Source organism: Streptomyces viridifaciens (assembly GCF_001888885.2).
Classification (GTDB): Bacteria; Actinomycetota; Actinomycetes; order Streptomycetales; family Streptomycetaceae; genus Kitasatospora; species Kitasatospora aureofaciens.
Genome location: NZ_CP090841.1, coordinates 682,804 through 709,275 on the forward strand (window position 1 = coordinate 682,804; position 26,472 = coordinate 709,275).

Consider the following 26,472-nt stretch of genomic DNA (forward strand, 5'->3'; position numbering starts at 1 on the left):
TCGCACACTCAATAGCATCCGGCACATGACGTCAAGCGTTCAGCGCAAACGGATCCGGAAGTCCCCCGACGACCGCCGGGCGGAGATCGTCGAGGCCGCCGCCACCGTCGCACTCACCGAGGGCCTGGAGTGCATCACGCTGCGCCGGATCGCCGAGCAGCTGGACGTCAGACCCGGCCTGATCAGCCACTACTTCCCGGCCGTGGAGGACCTGGTCGCCGAGGCCTTCGGCAGCGCCGCCACCGCCGAACTGGAGACGCTGCTGCCCGCCGACCCGCCGGACGGGTCCCCGCTGAACCACCTCGCCCGGTTCTTCGCCCGCACCACCGGCCCGGCCTACGACGACATGAGCCGGCTCTGGCTCAACGCCCGCCACCTCAGCCGCTACCGCCCGGTCCTGCGCGAGCGGGTCCTCGGCCAGGAGTCGCTGTGGCGGGGCCGCCTCACCGCCGTCGTGCAGGCGGGCGTCGACCAGGGCCAGTTCCGCACCGAGGACGCGCAGCTGGCGGCCGTCCTGATCCTGGTCGTGATCGACGGCCTCGCCTCCCACGCCAACACCGGTCTGGGCAACCACCCGCCGTCCGTCACCCGGCTGGCCGCCGCCACCGCCGAACGCGAACTCGGCCTGCCGGACGGCGCCCTCGCCCCAACCTCCTGACCCGCTCCCAGCCCCACCTCCCCAGCCCCCACCTCCCGGCCCCCACCTCCCCCGCACCACCGCTGGAGCCGAAGTGCGCACCTCCCTCGTCCTCCTCTCCGCCCGCCTGCTCGACCCCGCGTCCGGCGGCTTCCTCCCCCAGACGGCACTCGCCGTGGTGGACGGCCGGATCGCCGCCCTCGGCGACGACCGAGCGATCCGCGAACTCGCCGGCGCCGCAACGACGGTGATCGACCTCAAGGGCGCCGTGGTCACCCCGGGCCTGGTCGACGGTCATCTGCACCCGGTCACCGGCGCCGAGCTCACCCATGGTCTGGACCTCTCCGGATGCACCGACCTGCCGTCCGTCCGCGACGCCCTCGCCGCAGAGGTCGGCACCCTCGCCCGGGGCGCCTGGCTGCACGCCTGGGGCCTGGACCCGAACGTCTTCGGCGACCGCCCGGTCGAGGCCGCCGCCCTCTCCCCCGTGCTGGACGGCGTCCCGGCGCTGCTCCAGCTCTTCGACGCCCACTCCATGCTCGCCAGCCCGCGCGCCCTGGAACTGGCCGGCGTCGACGGCCCACGCGCCTTCGCCCAGGCCGCCGAGGTGGTCTGCGACGCCGACGGCCGCCCGACCGGCCTGCTGCTGGAGGACGCGGCCTGCGAGCTGGTGGAACGCGCCGCCCCGCAGCCCACCCGCGCCGAGCGCCGCGAGCGCCTGGCCGCCGCCCTGCGCGCGATGGCCGCGAGCGGCCTCACCGGCGGCCACGCGATGGACGCGGGCGGCGACAGCCTCGACGTCTACACCGAGCTCGACCGGGCCGGCGAACTGCCGCTGCGGCTGCGGGTCGCCCCCTGGTGCCAGCCCGGCGCGGACCGGGACGGGCTGCGCGAACTGGTCGAACTGCAGGGCCGAGGCGGCGAGTTGTGGCGGGTGGACGGTGTCAAGCTGTTCATGGACGGCACGATCGACAACGGCACCGCCTGGCTGGAGCGGCCGGACTGCCACGGCGAGTCCACCCACGCCTTCTGGCCCGACCCGGCGCACTACACCCAGGTGATCGAGGAGCTGCACCGGGCCGGGGTGCCGACCGCCACCCACGCGATCGGCGACGCGGCCGTCCGCCACGCCCTGGACGCCATCGCCAAGGCGACCGCGAACGGGGCCGCCAACGAGACGAACAGCACGCCAAGCCCCGTCCGCCACCGGATCGAGCACATCGAGACCGTCCCGGACGACGTGGTGCGCCGCTTCGCCGGGCTGGGCGTGATCGCCTCCATGCAGCCGACCCACTGCTGCGACTTCACCCGCGCCGACCACACCGACAACTGGTCCCGCCGCCTGGGCGAGGAGCGCGCCGACCGCGCCTGGCGCTGCCGTGACCTGTGGGACGCGGGTGCCACCGTCGTCCTCGGTTCCGACTGGCCGATCGCCCCCTACCCCCCGCTGGGCGTCATGGCGGGTGCCCGCCACCGCCGCCCCACCCGCGACCTCTCCCAGCCCCCGCACAACCCCGGCCAGGCGCTCACCGCCCTGGAGGCGCTGCGCGCGATGACCGTCAACGCGGCCTTCGCGGCGGGCGAGGAGCAGCTGGCGGGCCGGATCGCCGTCGGTCACCACGCCGACCTCACCGTCCTCGCGGCCGACCCGCTCTCCACTCCCGCCACCGAACTCGCCGAGGTCCCGGTCCTGCTCACCGTCCTGGACGGCCGCCCCACCCACCGCGCCGACCGGCTCTCCTGACGCGGAACACCGGGAACACCGGGAACACCGGGAACACCGGGAACACCGGCCCCCGGAGCACCCGGACAACGCGCGGCCCGGTACCAGCATTTCGCCCAACCGTCCAGGTGGCCCCAGGGGAACCGCCCCGGTGCCCCCAGGGGCCCGGGGCGAGTGGGGAAGCCCCCCGGGAAACCGGGCGGCCCGCCCCAGCGCGCGCCACCCCCTCCTCGGCAGAGGATTCTCTCACCGGCCCACTCAGCCGGACGAGTTGAACCGACGAGCCGAGGAGTACCCGTCATGGCCGTGACCCGGAAGCCCACCCACCGGCGGACCCTGCTGGTCGCCACCGCCGGCAGCGCCGTCGCCGCGACCGCCGCCCTGCTCACCCCGGCCACCACGGCGGCGGCCGCCGGCGCCACACCGGGCCGGCAGGTCGCACCGGGCCCGCAGACCGTACCCGGCCCCCGGACGGTCCCACCGACCGTCACGGTGACCGAGGAACTGGACCGGATCGCCCACTCCCTGCGGTCCACCGAGCCCGACGCCCCGGCCGGCGGCCTGCGGGCGCTGGGCGCGATGATCGGCGACGCCCGGGTGGTCGGACTCGGCGAGGCCACCCACGGGTCGCACGAGTTCTTCACCATGAAGCAGCGGGTGTTCCGTTACCTGGTCGAGGAGAAGGGTTTCACCACCTTCGCCCTGGAGGCCAGTTGGTCGGCCGGCCTGCTGATCGACGCGTACGTCCAGGGCGAGGCCGAGGGCGACGGCGACGCCCGTCGGCTGGTCCGCCGCACCCTGGCCGGATCGCCCTGGCAGCGGCGGGAGTTCGCCGATCTCATCGAGTGGATGCGCGCCTACAACCGGAGCCACCCGCAGCGCCCGGTCCATTTCGTGGGCACCGACCTCGGCTTCCCCGGGATCGGCGAGCAGCCCTTCGCCGAGGTCACCGCCTACGTGCGGAAGGCCGCGCCCGCCTCGCTGTCGAGCGTCGAGCAGCTGTACGCCGGCCTGCGGCCGTTCGACGACGCCATCGGCTACCTGACCCGGGTCCCGCTGCCCCAGCGGCAGCGCAACGCGGACCTCGCACAGCAGGCGCTGGACCTGGTCACCGCCGCCGGGAAGGACGGCGACGCGCAGTACGAGTGGGCCGTCCAGCACGCCCGGAACATCGCCCGGACCTTCGCCTTCTCCACCATGCGGGCCGACGACGCCCCCTCCGTCACCGCCGCGCAGCTGCTCCGCGACCGGGCGATGGCCGACAACACCCTGTGGTGGCAGCGCCGCCTCGGCGGCAAGGTCCTGCTCTCCGCGCACAACGGCCACATCGGCTACCGGTCGAGCGCCCCGGCGCTGTACCCCACCACCCAGGGTTCCCACCTGCGCGACGCGCTCGGCGACGGCTACGTCTCCATCGGCTTCACCTTCGGCGGCGGCTCCTTCCTCACCGGGACCGACCCGTTCGCCGGCAACTGGCAGAGCACCACGGTGCCCCCGGCCACCCTCGGCATGAACGAGTACCTCCTGGACCGGGTCCGCCCCCGCGACTACTACCTCGACCTGCGCCAGGCTCCGCCCGCCGCCCGCACCTGGCTGGACACTGCCCACCCGACCTACGACGCCGGGACCACCTTCAGTCGCGACCCGCTGCCCACCCTCGCCCTGGGCGCCGGCTACGACGTGCTCATCCACCTCCACCGGGTCCGGGCAGCCGAGAAGCTCTGACGAGTGCCGCTCCCGCCACCCGCCACCCGCCACCCGCCACCCGCCACCCGCCAGAGCTACGCCCTGCGCGGCTTCGGCTTCACTGTTGCACGGACCCCTGACGTCTCACCGCCGCGATCAACGACCGGGCCAGGGAACGTCGGTCGCCACCGCGGCGGAGTAGTCGACCCCCGGCACGGAGAACCCGTACAGCCGCCGCACCTCCGCACGGAACCAGTCGAGGTCGGCGAGACCGGCGACGGTCCCGGTCGTGGCGGCCTCCCAGCGCTCGGCGACGGCCGCCTGGACGTCATCGGCGAGTTCCCAGCCGTCCAGCCGGATCCGACTCTCCTCGTCCGGGACGAGCGGGGCAGGCCGGTGAGCTGGTCCCACAGGGAGGCGAACTGACGCACCGGTGGGACCATGTCCTCGCCCAGGACGCCGCGCAGCAGCCCGGTGTACAGCGCGATCCCGGGGACGGCGGTGGAGGACTGGGTGACGGCCGCGCCGTTGACGGAGGTCACGGCCCGCCCGCCCACCGTCCTGCCCAGCCGCTCGTTCAGCGTTCGGGCGGTGGCCTCCAGGTGGAGCTTGGCCGCACCGATGGTGCCCTGCCGGTAGATCGCCGCGGTCAGCGGCGAACCGATGTACGACAGCGCGGCGGTGGCGAAGCCCTCGCCGAGCAGTCCCCGTCCGGCCAGGTGGTCGATCCAGCGCTCCCAGTCCGCACCGCCCATCACGGCCACGGTCTGCTCGACGTCGTCGCCCTCCGCCGGCCCGGTCTCCACCTCCCGCACCTCGGGAACGCCCTGTTCGTCGAAGACCAGCGTCCTGGTGCGGTTCGCCCGGCCGATCGGCTTGAGGACGGAGGCGTACGTGGTGCCGGTGTCCGGATCGGTGCGCCGGGGCGCGGCCACCGAGTGGATCAGGTAGTCCAGCCGGCCGCCGAACCGCTGCTCGATGAGTTCGGCGACCTGGTCCTTCATCAGGTCGGAGAACGCGTCACCGTTGAGGAAGACCAGGTCACGACCGGCGGCACGGGCGAGGTCCGCGGTGGCCGCGGTGCGGTACCAGCCGGCCGTCGCGGTGCGCCGCCCGGAAGGGGCCTTCTCGTAGGAGACCGCTATGCCGCGGATTCCGGCCCGCTTGAGCCCGGCCACGGTGGCCGCCAGCCCGTACCCGGCCGAGGAGCCGATGATCAGGGCCACCGGCCCCTCCCCCTCCGGGAGTTCGGCGGCGCCGGGGCACGCCTGCCACATGTCCGCCACCAGCCGCGCGCAGCCAGCCGGGTGGGAGTCGAGGAAGAGGAAGCCCCGGTGACGGGAGGTGAGAACGCGCTCGCTCACGATGGCAGTCCTTGGATCTGGAACTGGATCTGGGTCCGGGCCGAAGTCGCGGCCGACGCACGGGCCGCGCCACTCTGGAAGTCTGTGCCAGGACGGCCGCGGCCCGTGGCCCCCGCAAGGGACAACGATCAAGAGCCGATCTTGGCGCGTTCCACCACTTCCACCGCGACGGGCAGGCGGCTACGTCCGGCGGCGGACGCAGACCGGCGGCGGACACACGCCCAGCCCGACCGGCGGCGGGCGCGCACTCAGCCCGACCGTCGGCTCCGGTGGCCGACCGTGACGTGCCCGGTCAGCCGCTCCCAGTTGCCGGACCCGACGGCCGTCTTCCCCGCCTCCGTGAAGGGCGCGTTCTCCAGGAACAACCGGGCGACGCCGCCGCTGGTGTCCAGGCACGGGAAGTCGCCGTGCCGGCTCTACGCCCTGATGTACGGCGAGCCCCACCGCTGCACCGACTCGGCCGCCTTCCACGCGGGCATGCGGGACGGCGGCGGTGACGGCCGCGGTGACGGCGACCGGGCTGCCGGCCGCGCCGACCCTGGTACGGCCGGTCGGCGCAGCGCTCGCCCGCGTGCCGCGGTGCGGCCGGACGGCGCACCTATCGTGGGCTGGTGACCGATCATCGGACTACTCAGCCCGCCCTCGCCCGAACGGGCTACCTCCTCGCCGCCTTCACCTTCGCCGTCTGCATGGCCGGCACCACCCTGCCCACCCCGCTGTACGGGCTGTACCGGGAGCGGATCGGCTTCTCCGAGCTGACGGTGACGGTCGTGTTCGCCGTCTACGCCTTCGCCGTCATCGGCGTCCTGCTGCTGGTCGGGAACATCTCCGACGCGGTCGGACGCCGTCCCGTCCTGCTCGGCGGGCTGGTCTGCGCGGCCTGCAGCGCCGTGGTCTTCCTGGCTGCGGACAGCGTGCCGCTGCTCTGCCTCGGCCGGCTGCTGTCCGGCCTGTCGGCGGGCCTGTTCACCGGCACCGCGACCGCGTACGTCCTGGAGCTCGCCCCACGGGACAAGCGCGGGCGCGCCAGCTTCGCCGCGACCGCCGCCAACATGGGCGGCCTCGGTTGCGGACCGCTGCTGTCCGGCCTGCTCTCCCAGTACGCGCCATATCCCCTGCTGCTGCCGTTCGCGGCCCATCTGGTGCTGCTCGCCGTGTCGTTCGGGCTGCTCCTACTGCTGCCGGAGACGGTCGCCGAGGCCCGTCCGCTGCGCACCGCCCGCCCCGACCGGCCCGAACTGCCGCCGGAGGTGCGCCAGGTGTTCCTGCCGGCCGGGATCGCCGCCTTCGCCGGGTTCTCCCTGCTGGGCCTGTTCACCTCGGTCAGCCCGGCCTTCCTCGCCGAGGGCCTGGACGTCCACAACCGCGCGGTCGTCGGCCTCGTCGTGTTCACGACCTTCTTCGCCTCCACCATCGGCCAGCTGCTCGTCCCCCGGCTGGGCAGCGCCCGGGCGATCCCGCTGGGCTGCCTGGTGCTGATCGCCGGACTGGCGCTGCTGGCGGGCTCGCTCGCCTGGGCCGTTCTGGCGCTCCTGGTGCTCGCCGCGCTGGTGGGCGGTGCCGGTCAGGGCATGGGGCTGCGCGGCGCGGTGGGCGAGGTCGCCGACGCGAGCCCGGCGGAGCATCGCGGCGGCGTCCTCTCGGCGCTGTTCGTGGTCGCCTACTTCGGCATCTCGATCCCCGTCATCGGCGTCGGTCTGCTCACCGGCCCGCTCGGCCTGGCCCACGCCGGCCTGGTCTTCGCCGCTTGCATGGCCCTGCTCGCCGCCGCCTCCGGCGCCTACCTGCTGCGCCGGACGAGCACCGAGTCCTGAACCCCGCGGCGGACGCGGCCTCGTCCCCCCTATGCGGCCGACGCCCGCGCGGCACCCCCGGCCCGGATCCGCTGACGCAGAAACAGGGCGGCCCGGTCCAGTGCCTCGTCCGCCTCGTCGAGGACGCCGGCGAAGGCCTGGAACACGTGCGGCACATCGGCGGTGACGTCCAGGATGACGTCCACGCCCGCGGCCCTCGCCCGCGCGGCCAGGCGGGTGGAGTCGTCCAGCAGCATCTCGTTGGCACCGACCTGGATCAGCATCGGGGGGAAGCCGGTGAGGTCGGCGTGGACGGCCGGGCTGAGCAGCGGCTGGCGCGGGTCGGCTCCGGCGAGGTACATGGCCCCGGTGTGTTCGAGGGCCGCGCGGGTGAAGATCGGGTCGACGCCCTCCTTGGTCCTCATGCTCTCGCCGGTCCTGGTCGCGTCGAGCCCCGGGGAGAAGGCCAGGACGGCGGCGGGCATCGGAAGGCCCGCGTCCCGGGCGGCGAGGCAGAGGGTGACGGCCAGGCCGCCGCCTGCCGAGTCCCCCGCGAGGACGACGGCGGAGGGGTCCTCACCGCTGTCGAGCAGGTCACGGTAGGCGCTCAGGCTGTCCTCGATCGCGGCCGGGAAGGGGTGCTCGGGGGCCAGCCGGTAGTCCACCGAGTAGGCGCCGAGGCCGGTCCTGGCCACCAGGTTGCCGGTCAGCGAGAGGGCGGTCCAGGGTGAGCCGAAGACCCAGCCGCCACCGTGGAAGTAGAGGATCGTCCCGGCACCCGAGCCGCTCTCGACGCCTTCGGCGGGTCCGGACTTCGGCTCGACGCGCAGGGCGGGCCGGCCGCCGAGGGTCGTGGAGGCGGTCCGGATACGACCGTGGGGCACGATCATCCCGGCCATCAGCTCCCGGAATCCGGCCCGGATCTCCTCGACCGTCCTGGGTCCGTCCGGTTCCGGCCTGCGTAGCATTCCGTCGATCCGGATGCGCTGCTCCCTGCTCATAGGCACACTCCTGCCACAAGTAGCTTCCCGTACACTATATGCCATGGAAGATACATTGGACGGGGGCCGTCCCGCAGCCGGGCCCACCGGCCTGTTCAGCGAGCTGTTCGCCGACCTGGTCAGGTGCGAGACCCGGCTGTACAACGCCCTCAACGACCGCCTCCGCGAACGGCACGGGATCGTCACCTCGCAGTACGAGTTCCTCGACTACCTGCGCCGCCACCCCGGGTGCCGGGTCGCGGACATCGCCGCCGAGTTCGCCATCGGCGTCGGGGCGACCAGCAAGGGCATCGACCGCCTGGAGAAGCAGGGGTGGGCCGCCCGCCGGCCGAACCCCGCGGACCGCCGGTCCTCGCTGCTGGCCCTGACCACCGCCGGGACCCGGCTCGTCGAGGAGGCGCAGCGGACCTTCACCGACACCCTGGCCGAACTCCTCACGGGCACCCTCGACGCCGCCTCGCTCTCGGCGGCCGCCCGGACCTTCGCGACCCTGCGCGCAGCCCTCGAACGCGACCGGATCGGCACACCCACCGGCTGAGCCGCACCCCGCCCGGACTCGATGGCCGAGCTTGACCTCAAGTGGACTTCAACTTCTAGGGTCGGTGGCACCGAAGTGATCGACGGGGAGGGGCGGGTCGGCCGTGGAGTACTCGCACAGTGATGACGAACTGGTCAAGCAGCCGATCGGCTACTGGAGTTGGGCCGCCTACAAGGCCGTCGTCAGCCGCACCCGGGGCGCGCTGGCCGAGCTCGGCACCACCCAGCCGCAGTGGTGGGTACTCGCCCAGCTCGCCCGGGCCGAGGCGCCGAGGACCCGCGACGACGTCTGCGCCGTGCTGCGCGACTACCTCGACACCGGGCAGGACACCGTGGAGACCGAGATCGACGCGACCGTCGAGCGCGGCTGGGTCACCGAGTCCGCCGGCGGCCGGCTCCAACTGACCGCCGGGGGCCGGACGTTCTTCGACAAGGTGGCCGCCGTCCAGGGCGAGCTGTGGGCCGAACGCCACGCGGGCATCTCGGACGAGGAGTACCTGACCACGCTGAAGGTCCTGCAGCGGTTCGTCCACAACACCGGAGGCACGGCCTGGCACCACTGACCGCCGGTCCGGCCGCCGCCCCGCCCGCACTGCCGGGCAGCCCCCAGGCCGACGGCGCCCTTACGGCCACCCCGGCACCGGCCGTACGACCGACCGGCGCGCCCTTACGACCACCGCCCGCCGGCCCGTACCGACCGGCGCCCTTACGACCAGCCCGGCACCGGCGGCAGCGGCCAGCCCGGCAGCAACGGCAGCGGCCCGTCCGCGCGCAGGCCCGCCACCGGGCCGCGCCCGGCGAACCAGGCGAGCAGCTCGTGCCCGGGACCGCTCACCACCGGTCCCGACCCGCCGACCGCCCAGCCCTGGCCGAGGTCCTCCGCCTCGACCCGGGCCACCGGCACCCCGCGCGCCGCCAGCGCCGCGGCCGTCTCCGCGAGGGCCGTCCGCACGAAGCCGTCCGGCCAACCGGCCGAGTCGCGACCGGTTTTCAGGTCGACGTGGTGCACCTCCAGCTCCCGCCAGGCCCGCCACAGCAGGTACCAGGCCGGGTGCCGCCAGCCCGCCAGCGCCGGGACCAGCACCGTCCTGCGCTCGACGGGCAGCTCCGCCGCGTCCCGCAGCAGCCCGTCCAGGCTCCCCCGCAGGTCCGCGGCCAGCGCGGCGGCGCTCCGCCCCGCGCCCTCGCCCAACTGCCGCTCCAGCTCGGCCGCGTCGGCCCGCGGCCCCGGTGCGGTGCCGGTACGGGCCAGGGCGAGCATCCACCGGTACGCGTCGGTGCTGCGGGCGAGATGGGTCAGCACATGGCCCCGGCTCCAGCCGGGGAGCCGGGACGGCTCGCGGGCCTGCCGGTCGATCAGCGAGTCCGCATCCGCCCCGAGGCGCGCCGCCGACGCCCGAACCTCCCGGAACAGCTCGTCGAACTCCACCGGACGATCAACCCCCGGACTCGGCGAGCGACTTGATGCCCTCCAGGGTCGCCGCCATTCCGGTCCGCAGCTCCCCCAGCCGAAAGGCGACGATCTTCTCCTCGGCCTCCGGCCGGGACTCGATCGCCAGTACCACACCGCTGCGACCCGGTCCGATGACCGCCGAGTGGCGTACGCGGGTGCCGCCTCCCTCGGGGACCAGGTCGAAGCGCCACCGCGCCAGCGCGCCGGCCACCTCCGAAACCGGGTCGCCGAACCGGCCGTCGGCGTCCATGACGGCCCAGGCGAAGACGCGGTGCTCGGCCAGTTCCACCACCTCGGAGACCGTCCGCCAGTCGCGCATGCTCGGCCGGCTGTTGTGCCCCTCGAACCGCGCGCCGACGGCGGGGCCGGCCGCGCCGTCCAGCCAGGCGACCCGCTGGAGTTCCGGACTGAGCCGGGCGGGCAGCTCGATGTCGGTCACCAGCGCCCAGACCCGCTCCACCGGCGCCTGGACGAACACCTCGCACTGCGCGCCCGGACCATCGGCGTACCGCATACCGCTCCCCCTCCACTGCCTGACGTACTCGCCCTCACGGGTCGACACCCGCCGTACCCCCGCCTGAGCGTCCGGAACGCGCGAAGGCAGCGGGCGGGTTGCCGCCCTTCTCTCGGGCCCTGCCACCGATGATCGATCCTGGCGAAGTTCCAAGTCAATCCACTGATTTCCTGGGAAACCCCCAAGCTCGGCCTTGGGTCTTTCCCCCCGACCGCGGGCCCGGGCCCGGCGGTACCCTGGGCGCTCGTGACCCTTGACGACCTCCGCGTCTTCGCCGCCGTCTGCCGGGCCGGCTCGCTCAGCGCCGTCGCCCGCGAACTGGCCTGCAGCCAGTCCGCCGTCAGCCAGCACGTGAAACGGCTGGAACGCGAGCTGGGGCTCGCCCTGATCGAGCGCCATCCGCGCGGCGTGGTGCCCACCAACGCCGGACGCCATCTGCAGACCGCCGTGGCCAACGGCCTGGGCGGCATCGACCACGCCCTGCGGACCATCGCCGAACTCGCCCGGGGCGAGGGCGGGTCGGTGCGGATCACCACCGGCGCCACCAGCATCCGGCATTTCATGTCCGCGGCCGTGGTGGACTTCCGCGAGCGCTACCCGCAGGTCAACCTGGAGTTCCAGACCGGTGTCTCCAGCCGCAACTGCCTGGAGGCGCTCACCGCCGGCCAGGTCGACCTGGCCTGGATCACCCTCGGCACCCCGGTCCGCGGCATCGAACAGCGGCCGGTCGCCGACCTGCCCTGGGTCCTCGCCGTGGCGGCCGGCGACCCGCTCGCCGCCCGGGCCCGCATCGAACCCGCCGACCTGCAGGACGCCCGGCTCATCGGGCTGCCGCAGAACTCGGTATCCCGATCCCAACTCGACGACTGGCTGGGCAAGTCGGGCATCCGGCCGGTCTTCGACACCAGCGTCACGGACTGGGACACCGCGATCCTGCTCGCCGAACTCGGCCTCGGCCACGCCGTCGTACCCGCACTCCCCGAGTGGCAGGGCCCCGGGCATCCCCGCCTGCGGCTGGTCCCGCTGCCCGACCTGCCCGGCCTCACCGTCGGCTGGGCCGCCCGGGAATGGGAGACCCTCGGCCCGCTCGCCCGCGCCTTCGCGGACACCGTCGCCACCCACTGCGCGACGCCGCTCCCCGTCGGCCCCGCGCCCGCCGCCACCTCCTGACCGGGGTCACCCCGCCCAACGCCGGCGGGTCCCTGCCGCGAAGTCCGCCGACGGGACGACCAGCAGGCCCGGCACCCGCCCGCCTCGGAGCCGCCAGGACGGTTGCCGTGCGAGCGGGCAGCGCGTTCGCCCGTACCCGCGCCGGGTCCCCGGTCAGTTCGTGTGGAAGGAGTGGCTGCGCCCGATCCCGGTGAAGCCCCGGCGCGCGTACCACTCGCGCGGCCAGCCGTCCGCGTCCGCGAGGAGGAAGAGCTGCGGGATCCCGGCAGCTGCCGCCAGCGCCAGGCCGCTGCCGAGCAGGGTGTCTCCGTGGCCCGCGCGGCGGTGCGGAGCGGCGGTGACCAGGTCCTCCACCTGGGCCAGCCCGGCAGCCGGTTCGAGGTAGAGATCGACCCAGGCCGCGACCCCGCCGTCCGCCGACCGGGCGGCCAGGAAGTGTACCTGCTCGGCGCCTCGGAGCCGGGTCGGCCGGCGATCGGTGAGCTGCCGGATCAGCTCCTCGCCCTCGTACCACTCCGACTGCTGCCGCAGCACGGCCTCCCGCAGATCGGCGAACTCCGTGGGCAGAGCGGCCGGTTCGGGCAACTCACAGCCCGCCGTGTCCCGGACCATGACCACAGCGGTGCCCCGCTCGTACCCGGCCTCCGCCAGCACCGGCGTGACCCGCTCCCCCCACTCCTCGTCCAGCACGGTGATCGCGTACTGCCTGCGCTGCCCGAGCCAGCGGGCCGCCAGACCGGGCAGCGCCGCCGGATCGGTGCCCGGCCCGGTGACGATCAGCTGGTTGTGCTCATGGGAGAGGACGTAGTCCGCATTCCGGACCGCGAAGACCCCGGGGTACTCGGGCAGTTCGACGATCTCTCCCGCGTCGCGGCGGGCGAAGGAGGCACGGAAGGCGCTCACGCGCTCAAGCAGGTCGGGCATCCTGCCATGGTCGCCCGACCTCCCCCTCCCGCCAAGCGAATTTCAGGCGGAGACCAACGGACCCGGGCGGCCCCGGGGCACGGGCGGTGGGACCGCGAGACCCTCGTCGATCGGCAGGTTGATCACCCGGGCGACGGCCCGCACGTTCTCCGGCCCCTTCCGCATCGACCGCGCCCGGTACGGCGACACCCACAGGCCCCCGATGCCATGACCACCACCAACGACGAACCGGCCCCGCGACGGCGCCGCGCGGAAAGTCGGCCGGGCCGACTTCCTACTCCGCCGGCCGCTCGACCGCGCGGGCGAAGCGGGTTGACCAGTCGGCGATGAGGGTGCGGAGTTCGGGTGGGTGGATGATCTGGAAGTCGGCGGCCAGGGAGCCGAGGGCCATGGCGGGCCAGTCCAGGGAGTCGGCGGTCATTCGGAGGCGGCAGCGGGTGGCGTCGACCTCCTCGACCTCGCCCCAGCGGCCGACGTGGGCGCGGACGTGGTCGGCCGGGGCTTCGACCAGGGCCTCGACGCGGTTCGACCGGGGCGTGGCGTTGAGGCCCGCGCGGACGTACTCGGCGGCGTCGGCGGCCGGGAGGGTGCGCGGGGCGAAGCGGGCGCCGGTTCCCTCGGCGGCGGTGAGGCGGTCGAGGCGGAAGGTGCGCCAGTCGCCGCGGTCGAGGTCGTACGCGACCAGGTACCAGCGCCGACCGAGGCAGACCAGCCGGTGCGGTTCGACGTGCCGGTCGCTGCGGTTCGCCGTGGCGGCGGTGTACGAGAAGCGGAGCCGTTCGCTGTCGCGGCAGGCGAGGGCGACGGCCGTGAGGGCGTCGGCGTCGACGCCGGAGCCGGCGGAGGCGCCCCAGTCGACGGGGACGGTGACCGCGCGCAGCGCCTCGACCCGGCGGCGCAGCCGGGCGGGCATCACCTGCACGACCTTCGCCAGTACCCGTACCGAGGCCTCGGCGACGCCCTCGACCGGGCTTTCGGCGGCCGCCTGGAGCCCCACCGCGAGGGCGACCGCCTCCTCGTCGTCGATGACCAGCGGCGGCAGTGCGGCCCCCGCCGCCAGCTGGTAGCCGCCGTCGACCCCGCGCTGGGCCTCGACGGGGTAGCCGAGTTCGCGCAGCCGGTCGACGTCGCGACGCAGGGTCCGGACGGAGACGCCGAGCCGGTCGGCGAGTTCCTCGCCGGGCCAGTAGCGGTGGGTCTGGAGCAGGGAGAGCAGTCGCAGCGTTCGGGTGCTGGTGTTCGCCATGTCCCGATTCTGTCCTGAATTCAGGACAGGAAGTGGCCGCAATGGTCCGTAACGTTGTTCTTGTCCGAGGGAGCAGGAACCGAACGGAAGGCCAGAGCCATGACCACCACCCCCGCAACCCCCACCACCCCCGCCGCCACCCCTGTCACCGGCGAGCGGGCCGACCTCCTGGTGGCGCTGGAGAAGCAGCGGCACTTCCTTCGTTTCACCACCCGCGACCTCACCGACGAGCAGGCGGGCCTGCGGACCACCGCGAGCGAGCTGTGTCTGGGCGGCCTGGTCAAGCACGTGAGCTCGGTCGAGCGGTTGTGGGCGGACTTCATCGTGGAGGGCGCGTCCGCGATGCCCGACTTCTCCGCCATGACGGAGGTTGACTTCGCCCGCCGGGCCGACGAGTTCCGGATGCTGCCCGGCGAGACGCTGGCCGGTGTCCTCGCCGAGTACGCCGAGGTCGCCCGCCGCACCGACGAGCTGGTGGCCACGCTGCCCGACCTGAACGCGACCCAGGCGCTGCCGAAGGCCCCCTGGTTCGAGGCGGACGCCGAGTGGTCGGCCCGCCGGGTGCTGCTGCACATCGTCGCCGAGACGGCCCAGCACGCGGGCCACGCCGACATCATCCGCGAGGCCCTGGACGGCGCGAAGAGCATGGGCTGAGCCGAGCGGGGGCTGCCTGCCGCGCCCGGCCGGGCAGCCCCCACCACGATCCGGGTTCAGGCCTCGCCGACGAGGGTGAACCCGGCCCCGTCCACCGCGCTGCGCACCGCCGCCGTCTCCAGCGGCCCGGCGGAGGCGACAGTGACCCGGCCGCTCGGCGCATCCGCGACGACGTCGATGACGCCGGGGATGGCGGCCAGCCCGGCGCTGACGGTGCGCTCGCAGTGGCCGCAGCTCATGCCGTCGACGGCGAGGACGGTGGTGATGGACATGGCGGTGCCTCCAATGGCGTGTCAGGGATGATCGGCCTGTCAGGGACGATCGGCCCGTCAGGAACGATCGGCCCGTCAGGGATGATCGGCAGGGCCCGGACGACCGGCGCGCCGGGGTGGTCTGCGGGCCGACCTGCACCACCACAGCGGAATCCGGCCGCCGCGCCCAGGGACACGCCGCCGGAAGGGCACCATCGAGTGGTTCCGGGAACCAGCCGGGCCGCGCGCCCGACGGAGGCCGTCGGGGGCTGCCGAACCGGGGCAGGGCCGGTCCGAGGTGCACGGGGTTGTCCGCCCGCACTCGCCACCGCACCAGCCACCGCACTCACCCCGCCTGAACCGCCCCCGCCCACCTGCCCGTTCCTCCTGACGAACCCTTTCGCCCCATCGCAGGAGCTGTTCTCCCACCATGAAGCGTTGGAAGCCCTGGCACGGCGCCCTCGCCCTGGCGCTGGTCGCGACGGTGACCGCCGGACTGCTCTGGTGGCAGCCCTGGCACGACGAACCCGCGCCGCTGGCCTTCACCACCGCGCCCGGCGGTTCCGCCCGCTTCGGCACCGGGGAGCACCTCTACCGCTACAAGGTGCGGGTGGAGGACGGCATCCGGGAGAGCCCCGAGCAGTTCGCCGCCGAGGTGGACGCGATCCTCGGCGACACCCGGCGCGGCTGGGCGGCGGGGAACACCGCGTCCTTCCAGCGGATGCCCGCCGACCCGGTGGACTTCACGGTCTACCTGGCGACCCCCTCGTCCACCGACCGGATCTGCGGCCAGTACGGGCTGGACACCGGTGGCTGGGTCAACTGCGGCGTCCAGCACCAGGTGGTGATCAACCTCGAGCGGTGGACGGAGCTGTCCGAGTTCTACCAGGGCAGGCCCGAGCTGTACCACGCGCTCGCGGTCAACCACGAGGTCGGCCACATCCTCGGCAACGGCCACGTCGACTGCCCGGGCCCGGGCGCGCCGGCGCCGGTGATGATGCAGCAGATCAAAGGCCTGCACGGCTGCGTTCCCAACGGCTGGCCCTACTCGGACGCCGGCACCCTGCTCACCGGCCCGCCCGTCCAGGCACCGAGCAACGCACCGTAGGCCGGGCCGGTGCGGGCGCCCGGGCGGGAGCACTTCTCCGGAGCACGGATAATCACTGGTCGGACCGGGTGTCGCCGAACGACGGCCCCCGTCCCGATCGTGTCCGTACCCGTCCGTCCGCGCGTGGAGTGAAGAACCTTGAACGAGGTGGAGAACCTGGACTACCCGGTCCTGCTGGAGGCCGCCGAGGCTGCCGCCCGGGCGACCACGGGCCGGGGCCACGTCGCCGACTACATCCCGGCCCTCGCCGAAGCCGACCCGGAGGCCTTCGGCATGGCCGTGGCCACCGTCGACGGCGAGCTGTACGGCGTCGGGGACTGGGAGCAGCCGTTCTCCGTCCAGAGCGTCTCCAAGCTCTTCTCGCTCGCCCTCGCCCTGGCCTACAGCAGCGACGGCGGCGAGGAGCTCTGGCGGGGCGTGGGCCGCGAGCCCTCCGGCAACCCCTTCAACTCGCTGGTGCAGTTGGAGACCGAGCACGGCATCCCCCGCAACCCCTTCATCAACGCGGGCGCCCTGGTGGTCACCGACCGCCTCCAGTCGCTGACCGGCGACGCCTCCGGCGCGGTACGGGAGTTCCTGCGCCGCGAGTCCGGCAACCCGCTGCTGGACACCGACCCGGTGGTCGCCGCCTCCGAGGCGGCACACGGCCACCGCAACGCCGCGCTGGCCCACTTCATCGCCAGCCACGGCAACCTGCAGAACCCGGTCGAGACCGTGCTGGAGCACTACTACGCCCACTGCGCCATCGCCACCAGCTGCCGCGACCTCGTGCTGGCCGGTGCCTTCCTCGCCCGCTACGGCGTGCGGACCGACGGCACCCGCCTGATGACCCGCAGCGAGGCCAAGCGGATCAACGCCGTCCTGCTCACCTGCGGCACCTACGACGCCGCCGGCGAGTTCGCCTTCCGGGTCGGCCTGCCCGGCAAGAGCGGCGTCGGCGGCGGCGTCCTGGCCATACTCCCCGGCCGCGCCGCAATCTGCGCCTGGGGCCCCCGCCTCGACCAGGCCGGCAACTCCGTCGCCGCCGTGACCGCCCTGGACACCCTCACCACCCTCTCGGGCTGCTCGGTCTTCTGACAGCCGGAAGGCCCGGTCGAGAACGTCGCGACCGGGCCGAAACGGCCTTGCAAAGAAACGGACTTACTCCACCGTCACGCTCTTCGCCAGGTTCCGCGGCTTGTCCACGTCCCGGCCGAGGGCGACCGCGGCGTGGTAGGCGAGCAGCTGGAGCGGGATGTTGAGGAGCAGCGGGTCGAGTTCGGGCTCGCTCTTGGGCACCAGGATGCAGTCGTCGACGAGCTTGTCCTCCGGACGCCGGTGGGCGACGGCGATGACGCGGCCGGAGCGGGCCTTGATCTCGCCGAGGGTGGTGAGGTTCTTGTCGAGCAGCTCGTCGTCCGGGACCAGGGCCACGGTAGGCAGTTCGGGGCTGATCAGGGCCAGCGGGCCGTGCTTGAGCTCGCTCGCCGGGTAGGCCTCGGCGTGGACGTAGGAGATCTCCTTGAGCTTCTGCGCGCCCTCCCGGGCCACCGGGTAGCCGCGGACCCGGCCGATGAACATCATGCCGGTGGAGTCGGCGTACTCGGCGGCCAGCTTCGCGATCGCCTCGCTCTGGTCGAGCACCTCGCGGATCTGGTCGGGCAGCGCCTGGAGGGCGGCGACGATCCGGCGGCCGTCGGCGGGCGAGAGGTCGTGGATGCGGCCGAAGTGCAGGGCGAGCAGGGCGAAGGCGACCACGGTGGAGGTGAACGCCTTGGTGGAGGCGACGGAGACCTCGGGCCCGGCGTGCAGGTAGATACCGCCGTCGCACTCCCGGGCGATCGCGCTGCCCACGGTGTTGACGACGCCGAGCACCCGGCCGCCCTTGCGCTTGATCTCCTGGACGGCGGCGAGCGTGTCGTAGGTCTCGCCGGACTGGCTGACCGCGACGTACAGGGTGTCGGCCTCGATCACCGGGTTGCGGTAGCGGAACTCCGAGGCGGGCTCGCTGTGCGCGGGGATCCGGGCCAGCTCCTCGATCAGCTGGGCGCCCATCTCGCCCGCGTAGTAGGCGGATCCGCAGCCGAGGATCTTCACCCGGCGGATCTCGCGCAGTTCCCGGGCGTCCAGGTTGAGGCCGCCGAGGTGGGCGGTGCTGAAGCGCTCGTCGAGCCGGCCGCTGAGGGTGCGCTCGACCGAGCCGGGCTGCTCGTGGATCTCCTTGAGCAGGTAGTGCTCGTAGCCGCCGGTGTCGAAGGAGTCGATCTCCCAGTCGACGGTGGACGGCTGGCGGTGGGTGGTGCGGGCGTCGGCGGTGAAGGTGCGGAAGCCGTCGGCCCGGACGGTGGCGAGCTCGCCGTCCTCCAGGTGCACGACCTGGCGGGTGTAGCGGACCAGCGCGGAGACGTCGGAGGCGGCGAACATCTCCTTCTCGCCGATGCCGAGGACGATCGGGCTGCCGTTGCGGGCGACCACGATCCGGTCCGGCTGCTCGGAGTCCAGCACTGCGATGCCGTAGGTGCCGACGACCCGGCCGAGTGCGGCGCGCACCGCGTCCTCCAGCTCGACGCCCTCGGCGGCGTGGGCGGCGATCAGGTGGGAGAGCACCTCGGTGTCGGTCTCGGAGCGGAACACGGCGCCGTCGGCGGTCAGCTTGACGCGCAGCTCGTCGGCGTTCTCGATGATGCCGTTGTGGACGACGGCGATCCGCTCGGCGTTGTCCAGGTGCGGGTGGGCGTTGGCGTCGCTGGGGACGCCGTGGGTGGCCCAGCGGGTGTGGCCGATGCCGGTGCCGCCCTTGAAGCGGGCCGGTACGGCGGCGGCGAGGTCGGCGACCCGGCCCTTGACCTTGCGGAGCTTCAGCCCGCCGGTGCGCCCGGCGACGGCGACGCCGGCCGAGTCGTAGCCGCGGTACTCCAGCCGGGCCAGCCCCTCCAGCAGGAAGGGGGTCGCGTCCTTGGGGCCGATGTAGGCCACGATTCCGCACATACGTGGACTCCTCCAGAGATAGGGGATGGACCGGGCTCAGCCGCGACCGGGCCGGCTGCCGGGCCCGGCTGTCGCGCTCAGCCCTCACTGCACTCAGCCGAAACCGGGCTCAGCCGTACACGATCCGGCGCAGCTGGCGGGCCGAGAGTTCCGGCGCCGCGACGCGGCGGGCGGGCAGTTCCTCGGCGAGCCGGGCGAAGATCCGTTCGTTGGTGAGGCCTCGTGCCTGCAGCTCGCCGTGGCGGCGACGGACGTACTCCTCGGTGGTCTCGGAGAAGTACGCCAGCACCTCCGCCACGACCCTCGCCGCCTCCCGGGGCCCGAGCGGGCTGGTCCGGGCGAGGTGGGCGAGGAGGTCTTCGTGAGGGTGGGGTGAGCTCGGCACGAGTGAAGACTCTAGGCCGCGTCACTCCTCGAAGCCAAAGATCCTGCCCGGAATCGGGCAGACTTCGCGACTTTCGGTCCAGGTAACCCCTCGGACCCCCTCCTGCCACCTTCCCGGCGGTCTCTTGATGCCGCGCCGACTCCGCCCTTAGCGTGATCTCCGGCACACCGCCGAAGACCGGAGGGCTTGCTGATGTGCGGGATCACCGGATGGATCGCCTACGACCGCGACCTGACCGCCGAACGGAACGTCCTCGACGCCATGACGGCCACCCAGGTCTGCCGCGGCCCCGACGCCGGCGGCGTCCACCTGGAGCCGCACGCCGCGCTCGGCCACCGCCGCCTCGCGGTGATCGACATCGAGGGCGGCGTCCAGCCGATGACCGTCGACCACGACGGCCGCCCGCTGGCCGTGCTCAGCTACAGCGGCGAGGTGTACAACCACCGCGAGCTGCGTGCGGAACTGGAGGCGGCCGGGCACCGGTTCCGCACCCGCAGCGACACCGAGGTCGTGCTGCGCGCCTACCTGGAGTGGGGCGAGCGCCTGGCCGAACGGCTGAACGGCATGTTCGCCCTCGCGGTCTGGGACTCCCGGCGCGAGGAGCTGCTGCTGGTCCGCGACCGGATGGGCGTCAAGCCGCTCTACTACCACCCCACCCCCGACGGCGTGGTGTTCGGCTCAGAGATGAAGGCGGTCCTGGCCCACCCCTGGGTCCGCGCCGTGGTCGACCTGGACGGGCTGCGCGAGCTGCTCGCCCACACCCGCACCCCCGGCCTCACCCCGTACCGGGACGTCCTGGAGGTCCGGCCCGGGCACGTGGTGCGGGTGCGCCGCGGCGGCGTCTCGGTGCGCCGCTACTGGGCCCTGGAGGCGCGTGAGCACGCCGACAGCCTGGAGGCGACGATCGCCACCGTCCGGGCGCTGCTGGACGACATCGTCCACCGCCAGCTGGAGTCGGACGTGCCGCTCTGCTCGCTGCTCTCCGGCGGCCTGGACTCCAGCGCCGTCACCGCCCTCGCCGCCAGGACGCTGGCCGCCGCCGGCGCCGGCCCGGTGCGCTCCTTCGCGGTGGACTTCGCGGGGCGACCGCAGGACTTCCACGCCGACCCGGTCCGGCAGTCCCAGGACGGCCCGTTCGCCCGGCTGCTCGCCGACCACGTCGGCGCCGACCACAGCGTGATCGAGCTGGACGCCGCCGAGCTCGCCGACCCGGCCCTGCGCTCCGCGGCCGTGCGCGCCCGCGACCTGCCGAACGGCGTCGGCGACATGGACGTCTCGCTGCTGCTGCTCTTCCGGGACGTGCGCCGCCACTCCACCGTCGCGCTGTCCGGCGAGTCCGCGGACGAACTCTTCGGCGGCTACCGCTGGTTCCACGACCCGGAGGCCGTGGCCACCGACGACTTCCCGTGGGCCGCCAGCGTCGCCGCCATCGCCGGCACCGGCTCCGCCCCGCGCGAGCGGCTGCTCGACGCCGACCTGCTCCGCAAGCTCGACCTGGAGGGCTACCGCCGGGCCCGCTACCGCGAGGCGCTCGCCGAGGTCCCGCACCTGGACGGCGCCGACCCGCTCGAGCGGCGGATGCGCGAGATCTCGTACCTCAACCTGACCCGCTTCGTCTGCATCCTGCTCGACCGCAAGGACCGGATGAGCATGGCCAACGGCCTGGAGGTGCGGGTGCCGTTCTGCGACCACCGGCTGGTCCAGTACGTCTTCAACACGCCGTGGGCGATGAAATCCTTCGACGGCCGGGAGAAGAGCCTGCTGCGCGCCGCCGTCCGGGACGTGCTGCCGGCCGAGGTCGCCGACCGGGCGAAGAGCCCGTACCCGGTGTCGATGGACCCGCGCTACCCGGCGCAACTGCGCACCGAGCTCGCCCGGCTGGCCGCCGGGCGGAAGTCCCCGGCCCTCGACCTGCTCGACCGGCGGCGCCTCGCCGACGCGCTCGCCCCCGACACCGACCCCCAGTCCGTGCGACTGGCCGTCGACCTCGCGCTGGACCTCGACGCCTGGCTGACGGAGTACCCGGTGACCCTGGAGCTCTGACGCCCCGCCCGGACGGTGCGGCGGCCCCCTCGGGCGGGCCGCTGAGCCGTTCGGGTGAGCGGGCGGCACCGTGGCTCCCGGCGGGCGGTTGGTCACCCGTACCGCCGCTGACGCATGATCACCCGGAACGGTCCCTGCGCGTCGGGCTGCACGAGCGATGCGGTAGCGTCGCCGACACCTCCCGAATGGCGGGCGAAAACGCGGACTCCCGCCCCCGTGCCGTCAGGATGGGAGCGAACCGTTCACCTCGATCCGCCGGGGGATCCCGTCATGCAGCCGCGATTCTTCGCGATTCTCACCGCCCTGCTCCTGGGCGTCCTGGGCCTGGGCTCGGTGGCCGTGACCGACTGGTCGCCCGCGGCGGCCACGTCCCCGGCCGCCACGACCGCGCCGGGAGGCGGTGCGGGCGCCCGGCCGGCCGCGGTCGGCGGGGCGAGCGCCACCCCGACCGGCGACCCGGCGGTGTGGACCCGCTCGACGCTGCGCAACAAGATGATGGCCGAGATGGACGCCACCGACCCGGGCGTCGCCCTCGCCGACCTCGACAAGATCACCAAGGAGAAGCCGTACACCGTGCGCTTCTGCCACCCGATCGCGCACGAGCTCGGCCACGCGGCGGTCAAGCGCTACCACGAGGACTTCCAGAAGGTCATCTCCTTCCCGCACGAGACCTGCGCGGCCGGCTACCTGCACGGCGCGGTCGAGGAGATGCTCAACGCCTCCACCCAGCCGGAGGTGGACCTGCTCAAGCTGTGCGCCCCCCAGAACACCGGCCCCTGCATCCACGGCGTCGGCCACGGCACGATGTTCGTCGCCAAGCAGGACGTCGCCAAGGCCCGCGACCTGTGCAACAAGTTCACCTCCGACCAGAACCGGATCCGCTGCTCCGAGGGCCTGTTCATGCAGCTCTTCGGTCCGGACGAGGAGGACGAGCAGGCCAAGGCCAACCTGCCCGCCGACAAGCTCGCCCAGGACCCGCTGTACCCGTGCAAGGACCAGCCGTCGCTGTTCCAGTCGGCCTGCTTCTTCTACGCCCCGACCTTCTATCTGTCCTCGCACGACTACCCGAACCACCCCGAGGTCTACGCCGAGGCACTCAAGTGGTGCCTCAACGGCAAGGCCAGCGGCGGAGCCGCGGACTGCAGCCGCGGCGTCGGCTCCCGGACCATGAAGTACAACCTGGACCGCGAGGACTGGGCCGCCCAGCAGTGCGCCACCGCCGCCGACGGCTGGCAGCGCAAGGCCTGCGCGGAGGGGCTGGTCAGCTACTACACGGTCAACTACACCGACGGCGGCGCGGCCGGGCGGCTCTGCGCGAAGATCACCAACAAGGAGATGCAGGGCTACTGCCGTTCGGCGGGCGGACTGTCCCGCTCCCTGGACTGACCGCCGGACTGACCGCCGGACCGGTCGAGGGACCGGTCAGCGAACCGGTCGTCCCCGTCCCACCTGCTGGGCCCGCGCCGCACGGCGCGGGCCCGTTTGCGTAGGATCACCCGACCATCGCCTGATCAGGGTGCGCCGAGGACGCCGCGCCTGGCCCGGTCCCACCACGGCCTCCCTGGAGCACGCCATGACCACCGAGGACTTCCGCAGCGCCGCCCGCGCCACCGCCGACCTGGTCTCCGACTACCTCGCCGAACTGCCCGCGCGCCCGGTCTGGCAGCCGATGGGCGACACCGCCCGGAAGACCCTGCTCGACGCCCCGCTGCCCGCCGAGGGCCGCCCGCTCGGGGAACTGCTGGCCGCCATCGAGCGGGACGTCCTCCCGCACCCCATGGGCAACGGCAGCCCCCGCTTCTTCGGCTGGGTCAACTCCGCCCCCGCCCCCGCCGGGGTGCTCGCCACCCTCGCCGCCGCCGCGATGAACCCCAGCTCGGCCGGTGGCGACCACGCCGACATCCACCTCGAACGCGCCGTCGTCCGCTGGATAGCCGAACTGGTCGACTTCCCGCATCCGCCCGGCGGCGGGCTGCTCACCTCCGGCGCCTCGATGGCGACCATCGTGTGCCTCGCCGCCGCCCGCAACCGCGCCGCCCGCCGGGCCGGGCACGACGTCCGCGAGGAGGGCCTGGCCGGGCTGCCGCCGCTGATCGGCTACGTCACCGGCGAGACCCACTCCTGCGTGCGCAAGGCCGCCGAGCTCCTCGGCCTCGGCAGCAGGCACCTGCGCACCGTCGCCACCGGGCCGGACGGGCGCTTCGACCCCGTCGAGCTCGGGGCGGCCGTCGAGCGCGACCGCGCGGCCGGGCTGCTGCCCTTCCTGGTGGTCGCCTCGGCCGGCACCGTCGGCACCGGCGCGGTGGACGAGTTCGGCCCGATCGCCGACCTCTGCGAGGAGCAGGGCCTGTGGCTGCACGTGGACGGCGCGTACGGCGCCTTCGGCCGCCTCGACCCCGCGATCGCCCACCGCTACGCCGGCCTGGAGCGCGCCGACTCGCTCGCCCTCGACCCGCACAAGTGGCTCGGCGTCCCGGTCGACTGCGGCTGCGCCCTGGTGCGCGACACCGACGAACTGCGCGCCACCTTCAGCCTCGTCCCGTCCTACCTGCGCGACGAGGCGGCCGGGGCGCTCGGCTGGTTCTCCGAGTACGGCACCGAGCAGACCCGCCCGTTCCGCGCCCTCAAGGTCTGGGCCACCATCGCCCACCGCGGCCGCACCGGCCTCGCCCGGGACATCGCCCACTGCACCGCCCTCGCCCGTCGGCTCGGTGAACTGGTCGAGGCGGACGACGAGTTGGAGCTGCTGGCCGAGGTGCAGACCTCCATCGTCGCGTTCCGCCACCGGACCACCGGACTGGACGGGACGGAGCTGAACGCCCTCAACCGCGACCTGCCGGTCGCCGTCCAGCGGCGCGGCCGGGTCTTCGTCACCGGCGCCCGGTTCGGCGGGCAGGAGATGCTCCGCGCCTGCCTGCTGAACGCCGCGACCACCGAGGAGGACCTCCACCTCCTGCTCGCCGAGGTGAAGGCCGCCGCCCGGACGCTGCTGCCGTAACACACCGTCGCAGACCTTTACCACCAGGTCACGGCCGCTTCGCGATCAGGAAACACCGGTCGGGCACGGTGGAGGCCATGGAGCACTCGAAGACTTCCCTGCACCGCGCCCGCCGCTGGCGCCGCGACACCGTCGAGCTCGCCGCCGCCTTCCTCTCCGTCACCGCGGCCGACCTGATCGCGAAGGTCGTCCTCCACGGTTCCGACGGCCCGATCGTCCTCGCCACCTCCGCCCTCGCACTGCTCACCGCGGCCCTGCTGCACGCCTGGTGGTCCCCGCACGCCCCTCCCCCGACCGTCCTGTGGCGGGTGCGCACCACCGCGCTGGCGCACACCCACACCACGCTCGCCGACCACCAGATCACGCTGCTCTCGCTCCACCCCCACCCCACCACCGACGAACTCTTCCTCCGCACCCCGCACACCCTCACCCCCGCCGCCCTGAGCACCCTCCTCACCACGAGCGGCCACACCCTCCAGGACACCCCGACCCGGATCGCCTGACCGGAACGGGCCTCAGACCTCGACCTCGACGGCCGTGCGGATCTCCAGTGCGCGCTTGGCCAGGTCGTCCGGGCGGGTCTCGCCGGTCCCGTCGATGACGGCGCCGACGGTCGTGCCGTCCGCCCAGATGCAGATGGTCCGGGAGGTGGCGGAATCGCCCAGGACGGCGCAGTCGAGCGCGCCGCCGAGCGGGCCGGCCGGGTGGTCCTGGCGCTCCCGGATGGGCTCGTTGTCGGGCCAGCGGGAGACGTCGGAGCCCCAGCCCGCGCCGAACTGCCGGTCCAGTTCCCCGCGGGCGTCCGGGAAGCTCCCCGTCATCCCGGCCACCAGCAGGCTCCTCCGGCCCGAGCCGGCGGGGCCGTAGCCCGCCACGGACACGTCCCGGTAGGGCCTCAACGCGGTCAGGGCCCGGTGGAGGCGGGCGCGTTCGGTCGTGACCACCTCGTCGTCCGGCGTCCGCTCCTGGTCGCCGATCCGGTCCGCCAGGACGATCCGGTGCGAAGGTGGGGCCCCGGCACCGGTCACCGCGGCCACGGTCAGGGCCGCGAACAGGGCGACGACCACCCCGCCCGCGATCCAGGCCTTGCGGGGAACCGTGCGGTACCGGGGCAGCGGGGCCACCGGTTCCAGGGTGTTGGCCCAGATCGCCTGCAGGCCGGTGGGTCTCTCGGACGGCTGCTCGTTCTCCACGCCCGGCATGTCATCCCATTCGTGCAAACAAGCGTTCAACAGATCGCCGGATGACACGTCAGCACGCGAATGGTCCGCGCCGGTATTCAAAGCCGACGGACCGACGGCGGGCGCCCCAGCACCCGCCGCCGGTCCGGTCGGTTTTCCGCTCAACCCTTGGTCGCCGGCTGCACCGTGCACAGCGTGTTGCCCAGCATGGCGCCGAAGCCGCCGAGCAGCGAGTTGACCACGCTCCGGCAGGCGGCCGCCTCCTGCGGGGTCTTGGGGCCGTTGTTGCCGGTGTTGCTGGTGCTGTTGATGCTGGTGTTGGCGGCGGCCGACTGGGCGAGGGCGAGCGGCGCGGCCAATAGCAGGGCGCAACAGGCCGCGGCGAGGGCGGAGTTCTTCACGGGCATCGGGGAGCCCCTTCGGATCGGGATGGGTTCGGTGGGGAAGCCGAGCCATCCCTATCCGAAGGGGCTCCCCGCGGTCACGGATCCTGGGCCATCCGTGAGTGTGTCCGGTCAAAAGTCGTCAATGCCCCGTCAGGTCGCCATCCGCGCCACCGCCCGTACGGCGGCGGCGCGGCCCAGCACCCCGTGCGGCTTCAGCACCCCGTAGTGGTCCCCGGCCAGGCGGCCGGTGCTGCCGAAGGTGTGGAGGACGTGGGCCGTCGAGGCCTCCCCGAAGGTGACGATCGCGGTGCCGGACGGGCCGGCGCGGCCGGCGGGTCGCGCAGGTGCCGGGCACGCCACCACCGTCGGCCGCCCGTTGTCCCGGCCGCATGAGGCACCGGTCCGGACCCGTGCCCGCGGGCGTCCCGGTGGGACACCCGCGCACCTGCGG

General features: G+C 73.7%; 26 protein-coding genes and 1 pseudogene. 15 read left to right on the top strand and 12 right to left on the bottom strand.

The features are described 5' to 3' along the window. Positions 1-25 precede the first annotated feature (25 nt). The 3 genes from BOQ63_RS10460 to BOQ63_RS10470 all read left to right on the top strand — a co-directional run bounded on the left by BOQ63_RS10460 (position 26) and on the right by BOQ63_RS10470 (position 4,085). The gene (locus BOQ63_RS10460) at positions 26-658 is read left to right on the top strand and encodes a TetR/AcrR family transcriptional regulator (protein ID WP_072654129.1); all 633 of its coding nucleotides are present in this window, start codon (positions 26-28) and stop codon (positions 656-658) included. 73 nt (positions 659-731) lie between these two features. Beyond that, on the top strand, positions 732-2,381 hold the full coding sequence (locus BOQ63_RS10465; protein ID WP_150475801.1) for an amidohydrolase: 1,650 nt from the start codon (positions 732-734) through the stop codon (positions 2,379-2,381). A 279-nt stretch (positions 2,382-2,660) separates the two neighbouring features. Further along, on the top strand, positions 2,661-4,085 hold the full coding sequence (locus BOQ63_RS10470; protein ID WP_078939041.1) for an erythromycin esterase family protein: 1,425 nt from the start codon (positions 2,661-2,663) through the stop codon (positions 4,083-4,085). A 117-nt stretch (positions 4,086-4,202) separates the two neighbouring features. Here BOQ63_RS10470 and fabV read toward each other — a convergent pair. Then, positions 4,203-5,410: pseudogene (gene fabV, locus BOQ63_RS10475) on the bottom strand (enoyl-[acyl-carrier-protein] reductase FabV). Between the two features lie 279 nt (positions 5,411-5,689). On the opposite strand from fabV, the gene BOQ63_RS10480 reads away from it, so the two are divergent. Both BOQ63_RS10480 and BOQ63_RS10485 read left to right on the top strand, forming a co-directional pair. Beyond that, positions 5,690-6,025, top strand: a complete 336-nt coding sequence (locus tag BOQ63_RS10480; protein WP_167395724.1) for a hypothetical protein — start codon at positions 5,690-5,692, stop codon at positions 6,023-6,025. Between the two features lie 74 nt (positions 6,026-6,099). Continuing rightward, entirely contained in the window at positions 6,100-7,224 is a 1,125-nt protein-coding gene (locus BOQ63_RS10485; RefSeq protein ID WP_046386602.1) for an MFS transporter, read from the top strand. A 29-nt stretch (positions 7,225-7,253) separates the two neighbouring features. Here the strand turns inward: BOQ63_RS10485 and BOQ63_RS10490 are convergent, their stop codons facing one another. After that, positions 7,254-8,204: an alpha/beta hydrolase gene (locus tag BOQ63_RS10490; protein WP_030283252.1), complete on the bottom strand. Its 951-nt coding sequence runs from the start codon at positions 8,202-8,204 to the stop codon at positions 7,254-7,256. 43 nt (positions 8,205-8,247) lie between these two features. Here BOQ63_RS10490 and BOQ63_RS10495 point away from each other — a divergent pair, with 43 nt between their 5' ends. Then, positions 8,248-8,742 (top strand): MarR family winged helix-turn-helix transcriptional regulator, encoded by a 495-nt coding sequence (locus BOQ63_RS10495; RefSeq protein ID WP_046386601.1) that lies wholly within the window; start codon positions 8,248-8,250, stop codon positions 8,740-8,742. A 103-nt stretch (positions 8,743-8,845) separates the two neighbouring features. Beyond that, positions 8,846-9,304, top strand: a complete 459-nt coding sequence (locus tag BOQ63_RS10500; RefSeq protein WP_030283247.1) for a MarR family winged helix-turn-helix transcriptional regulator — start codon at positions 8,846-8,848, stop codon at positions 9,302-9,304. A gap of 143 nt (positions 9,305-9,447) precedes the next feature. On the opposite strand, the gene BOQ63_RS10505 is transcribed toward BOQ63_RS10500, so the two are convergent. Further along, positions 9,448-10,170: a maleylpyruvate isomerase family mycothiol-dependent enzyme gene (locus tag BOQ63_RS10505; RefSeq protein ID WP_150475802.1), complete on the bottom strand. Its 723-nt coding sequence runs from the start codon at positions 10,168-10,170 to the stop codon at positions 9,448-9,450. Positions 10,171-10,177: 7 nt separating this feature from the next. Beyond that, positions 10,178-10,708, bottom strand: coding sequence for an SRPBCC family protein (locus BOQ63_RS10510; protein ID WP_072654132.1), 531 nt, complete (start codon positions 10,706-10,708; stop codon positions 10,178-10,180). Positions 10,709-10,954: 246 nt separating this feature from the next. On the opposite strand from BOQ63_RS10510, the gene BOQ63_RS10515 reads away from it, so the two are divergent. Beyond that, a complete protein-coding gene (locus BOQ63_RS10515; RefSeq protein WP_030283241.1) occupies positions 10,955-11,878 on the top strand; it encodes a LysR family transcriptional regulator in 924 nt (307 codons plus the stop codon). A gap of 153 nt (positions 11,879-12,031) precedes the next feature. On the opposite strand, the gene BOQ63_RS10520 is transcribed toward BOQ63_RS10515, so the two are convergent. Next, a complete protein-coding gene (locus BOQ63_RS10520) occupies positions 12,032-12,802 on the bottom strand; it encodes a GNAT family N-acetyltransferase (protein ID WP_030283238.1) in 771 nt (256 codons plus the stop codon). A gap of 274 nt (positions 12,803-13,076) precedes the next feature. Continuing rightward, the gene (locus BOQ63_RS10525; protein ID WP_030283236.1) at positions 13,077-14,048 is read right to left on the bottom strand and encodes a helix-turn-helix transcriptional regulator; all 972 of its coding nucleotides are present in this window, start codon (positions 14,046-14,048) and stop codon (positions 13,077-13,079) included. A gap of 99 nt (positions 14,049-14,147) precedes the next feature. Between BOQ63_RS10525 and BOQ63_RS10530 the strand changes: the two genes are divergently transcribed. Then, complete coding sequence (locus BOQ63_RS10530) at positions 14,148-14,702, top strand: DinB family protein (protein ID WP_030283234.1); 555 nt, start codon at positions 14,148-14,150, stop codon at positions 14,700-14,702. 56 nt (positions 14,703-14,758) lie between these two features. Here the strand turns inward: BOQ63_RS10530 and BOQ63_RS10535 are convergent, their stop codons facing one another. Continuing rightward, positions 14,759-14,974: a heavy-metal-associated domain-containing protein gene (locus BOQ63_RS10535; protein ID WP_030283232.1), complete on the bottom strand. Its 216-nt coding sequence runs from the start codon at positions 14,972-14,974 to the stop codon at positions 14,759-14,761. A gap of 409 nt (positions 14,975-15,383) precedes the next feature. On the opposite strand from BOQ63_RS10535, the gene BOQ63_RS10540 reads away from it, so the two are divergent. Then, positions 15,384-16,061, top strand: coding sequence for a DUF3152 domain-containing protein (locus BOQ63_RS10540; RefSeq protein ID WP_072654134.1), 678 nt, complete (start codon positions 15,384-15,386; stop codon positions 16,059-16,061). A gap of 156 nt (positions 16,062-16,217) precedes the next feature. After that, positions 16,218-17,138 (top strand): glutaminase, encoded by a 921-nt coding sequence (locus tag BOQ63_RS10545; protein ID WP_030283228.1) that lies wholly within the window; start codon positions 16,218-16,220, stop codon positions 17,136-17,138. A 63-nt stretch (positions 17,139-17,201) separates the two neighbouring features. On the opposite strand, the gene glmS is transcribed toward BOQ63_RS10545, so the two are convergent. Further along, positions 17,202-19,028 carry a glutamine--fructose-6-phosphate transaminase (isomerizing) gene (glmS, locus tag BOQ63_RS10550; RefSeq protein WP_030283226.1) on the bottom strand — a complete coding sequence of 609 codons (1,827 nt, stop codon included), beginning with the start codon at positions 19,026-19,028 and terminating at the stop codon, positions 17,202-17,204. Between the two features lie 109 nt (positions 19,029-19,137). Next, positions 19,138-19,413 carry a hypothetical protein gene (locus BOQ63_RS10555; protein WP_030283224.1) on the bottom strand — a complete coding sequence of 92 codons (276 nt, stop codon included), beginning with the start codon at positions 19,411-19,413 and terminating at the stop codon, positions 19,138-19,140. Positions 19,414-19,605: 192 nt separating this feature from the next. Between BOQ63_RS10555 and asnB the strand changes: the two genes are divergently transcribed. From asnB to BOQ63_RS10575, 4 genes are all read left to right on the top strand, one after another. Beyond that, positions 19,606-21,456, top strand: coding sequence for an asparagine synthase (glutamine-hydrolyzing) (gene asnB / locus BOQ63_RS10560; protein WP_072654135.1), 1,851 nt, complete (start codon positions 19,606-19,608; stop codon positions 21,454-21,456). A gap of 270 nt (positions 21,457-21,726) precedes the next feature. Next, complete coding sequence (locus BOQ63_RS10565; protein WP_030283219.1) at positions 21,727-22,842, top strand: hypothetical protein; 1,116 nt, start codon at positions 21,727-21,729, stop codon at positions 22,840-22,842. Between the two features lie 187 nt (positions 22,843-23,029). Next, positions 23,030-24,454, top strand: coding sequence for a pyridoxal phosphate-dependent decarboxylase family protein (locus tag BOQ63_RS10570; RefSeq protein ID WP_150475803.1), 1,425 nt, complete (start codon positions 23,030-23,032; stop codon positions 24,452-24,454). Between the two features lie 77 nt (positions 24,455-24,531). Then, positions 24,532-24,957 (top strand): hypothetical protein, encoded by a 426-nt coding sequence (locus tag BOQ63_RS10575; protein WP_030554464.1) that lies wholly within the window; start codon positions 24,532-24,534, stop codon positions 24,955-24,957. 12 nt (positions 24,958-24,969) lie between these two features. On the opposite strand, the gene BOQ63_RS10580 is transcribed toward BOQ63_RS10575, so the two are convergent. The 3 genes from BOQ63_RS10580 to BOQ63_RS10590 all read right to left on the bottom strand — a co-directional run bounded on the left by BOQ63_RS10580 (position 24,970) and on the right by BOQ63_RS10590 (position 26,384). Next, entirely contained in the window at positions 24,970-25,647 is a 678-nt protein-coding gene (locus tag BOQ63_RS10580; RefSeq protein ID WP_143174693.1) for a hypothetical protein, read from the bottom strand. Positions 25,648-25,796: 149 nt separating this feature from the next. Continuing rightward, positions 25,797-26,042 carry a hypothetical protein gene (locus BOQ63_RS10585; RefSeq protein ID WP_030283213.1) on the bottom strand — a complete coding sequence of 82 codons (246 nt, stop codon included), beginning with the start codon at positions 26,040-26,042 and terminating at the stop codon, positions 25,797-25,799. A 129-nt stretch (positions 26,043-26,171) separates the two neighbouring features. Next, on the bottom strand, positions 26,172-26,384 hold the full coding sequence (locus tag BOQ63_RS10590) for a hypothetical protein (RefSeq protein ID WP_030283211.1): 213 nt from the start codon (positions 26,382-26,384) through the stop codon (positions 26,172-26,174). Positions 26,385-26,472 lie beyond the last annotated feature (88 nt).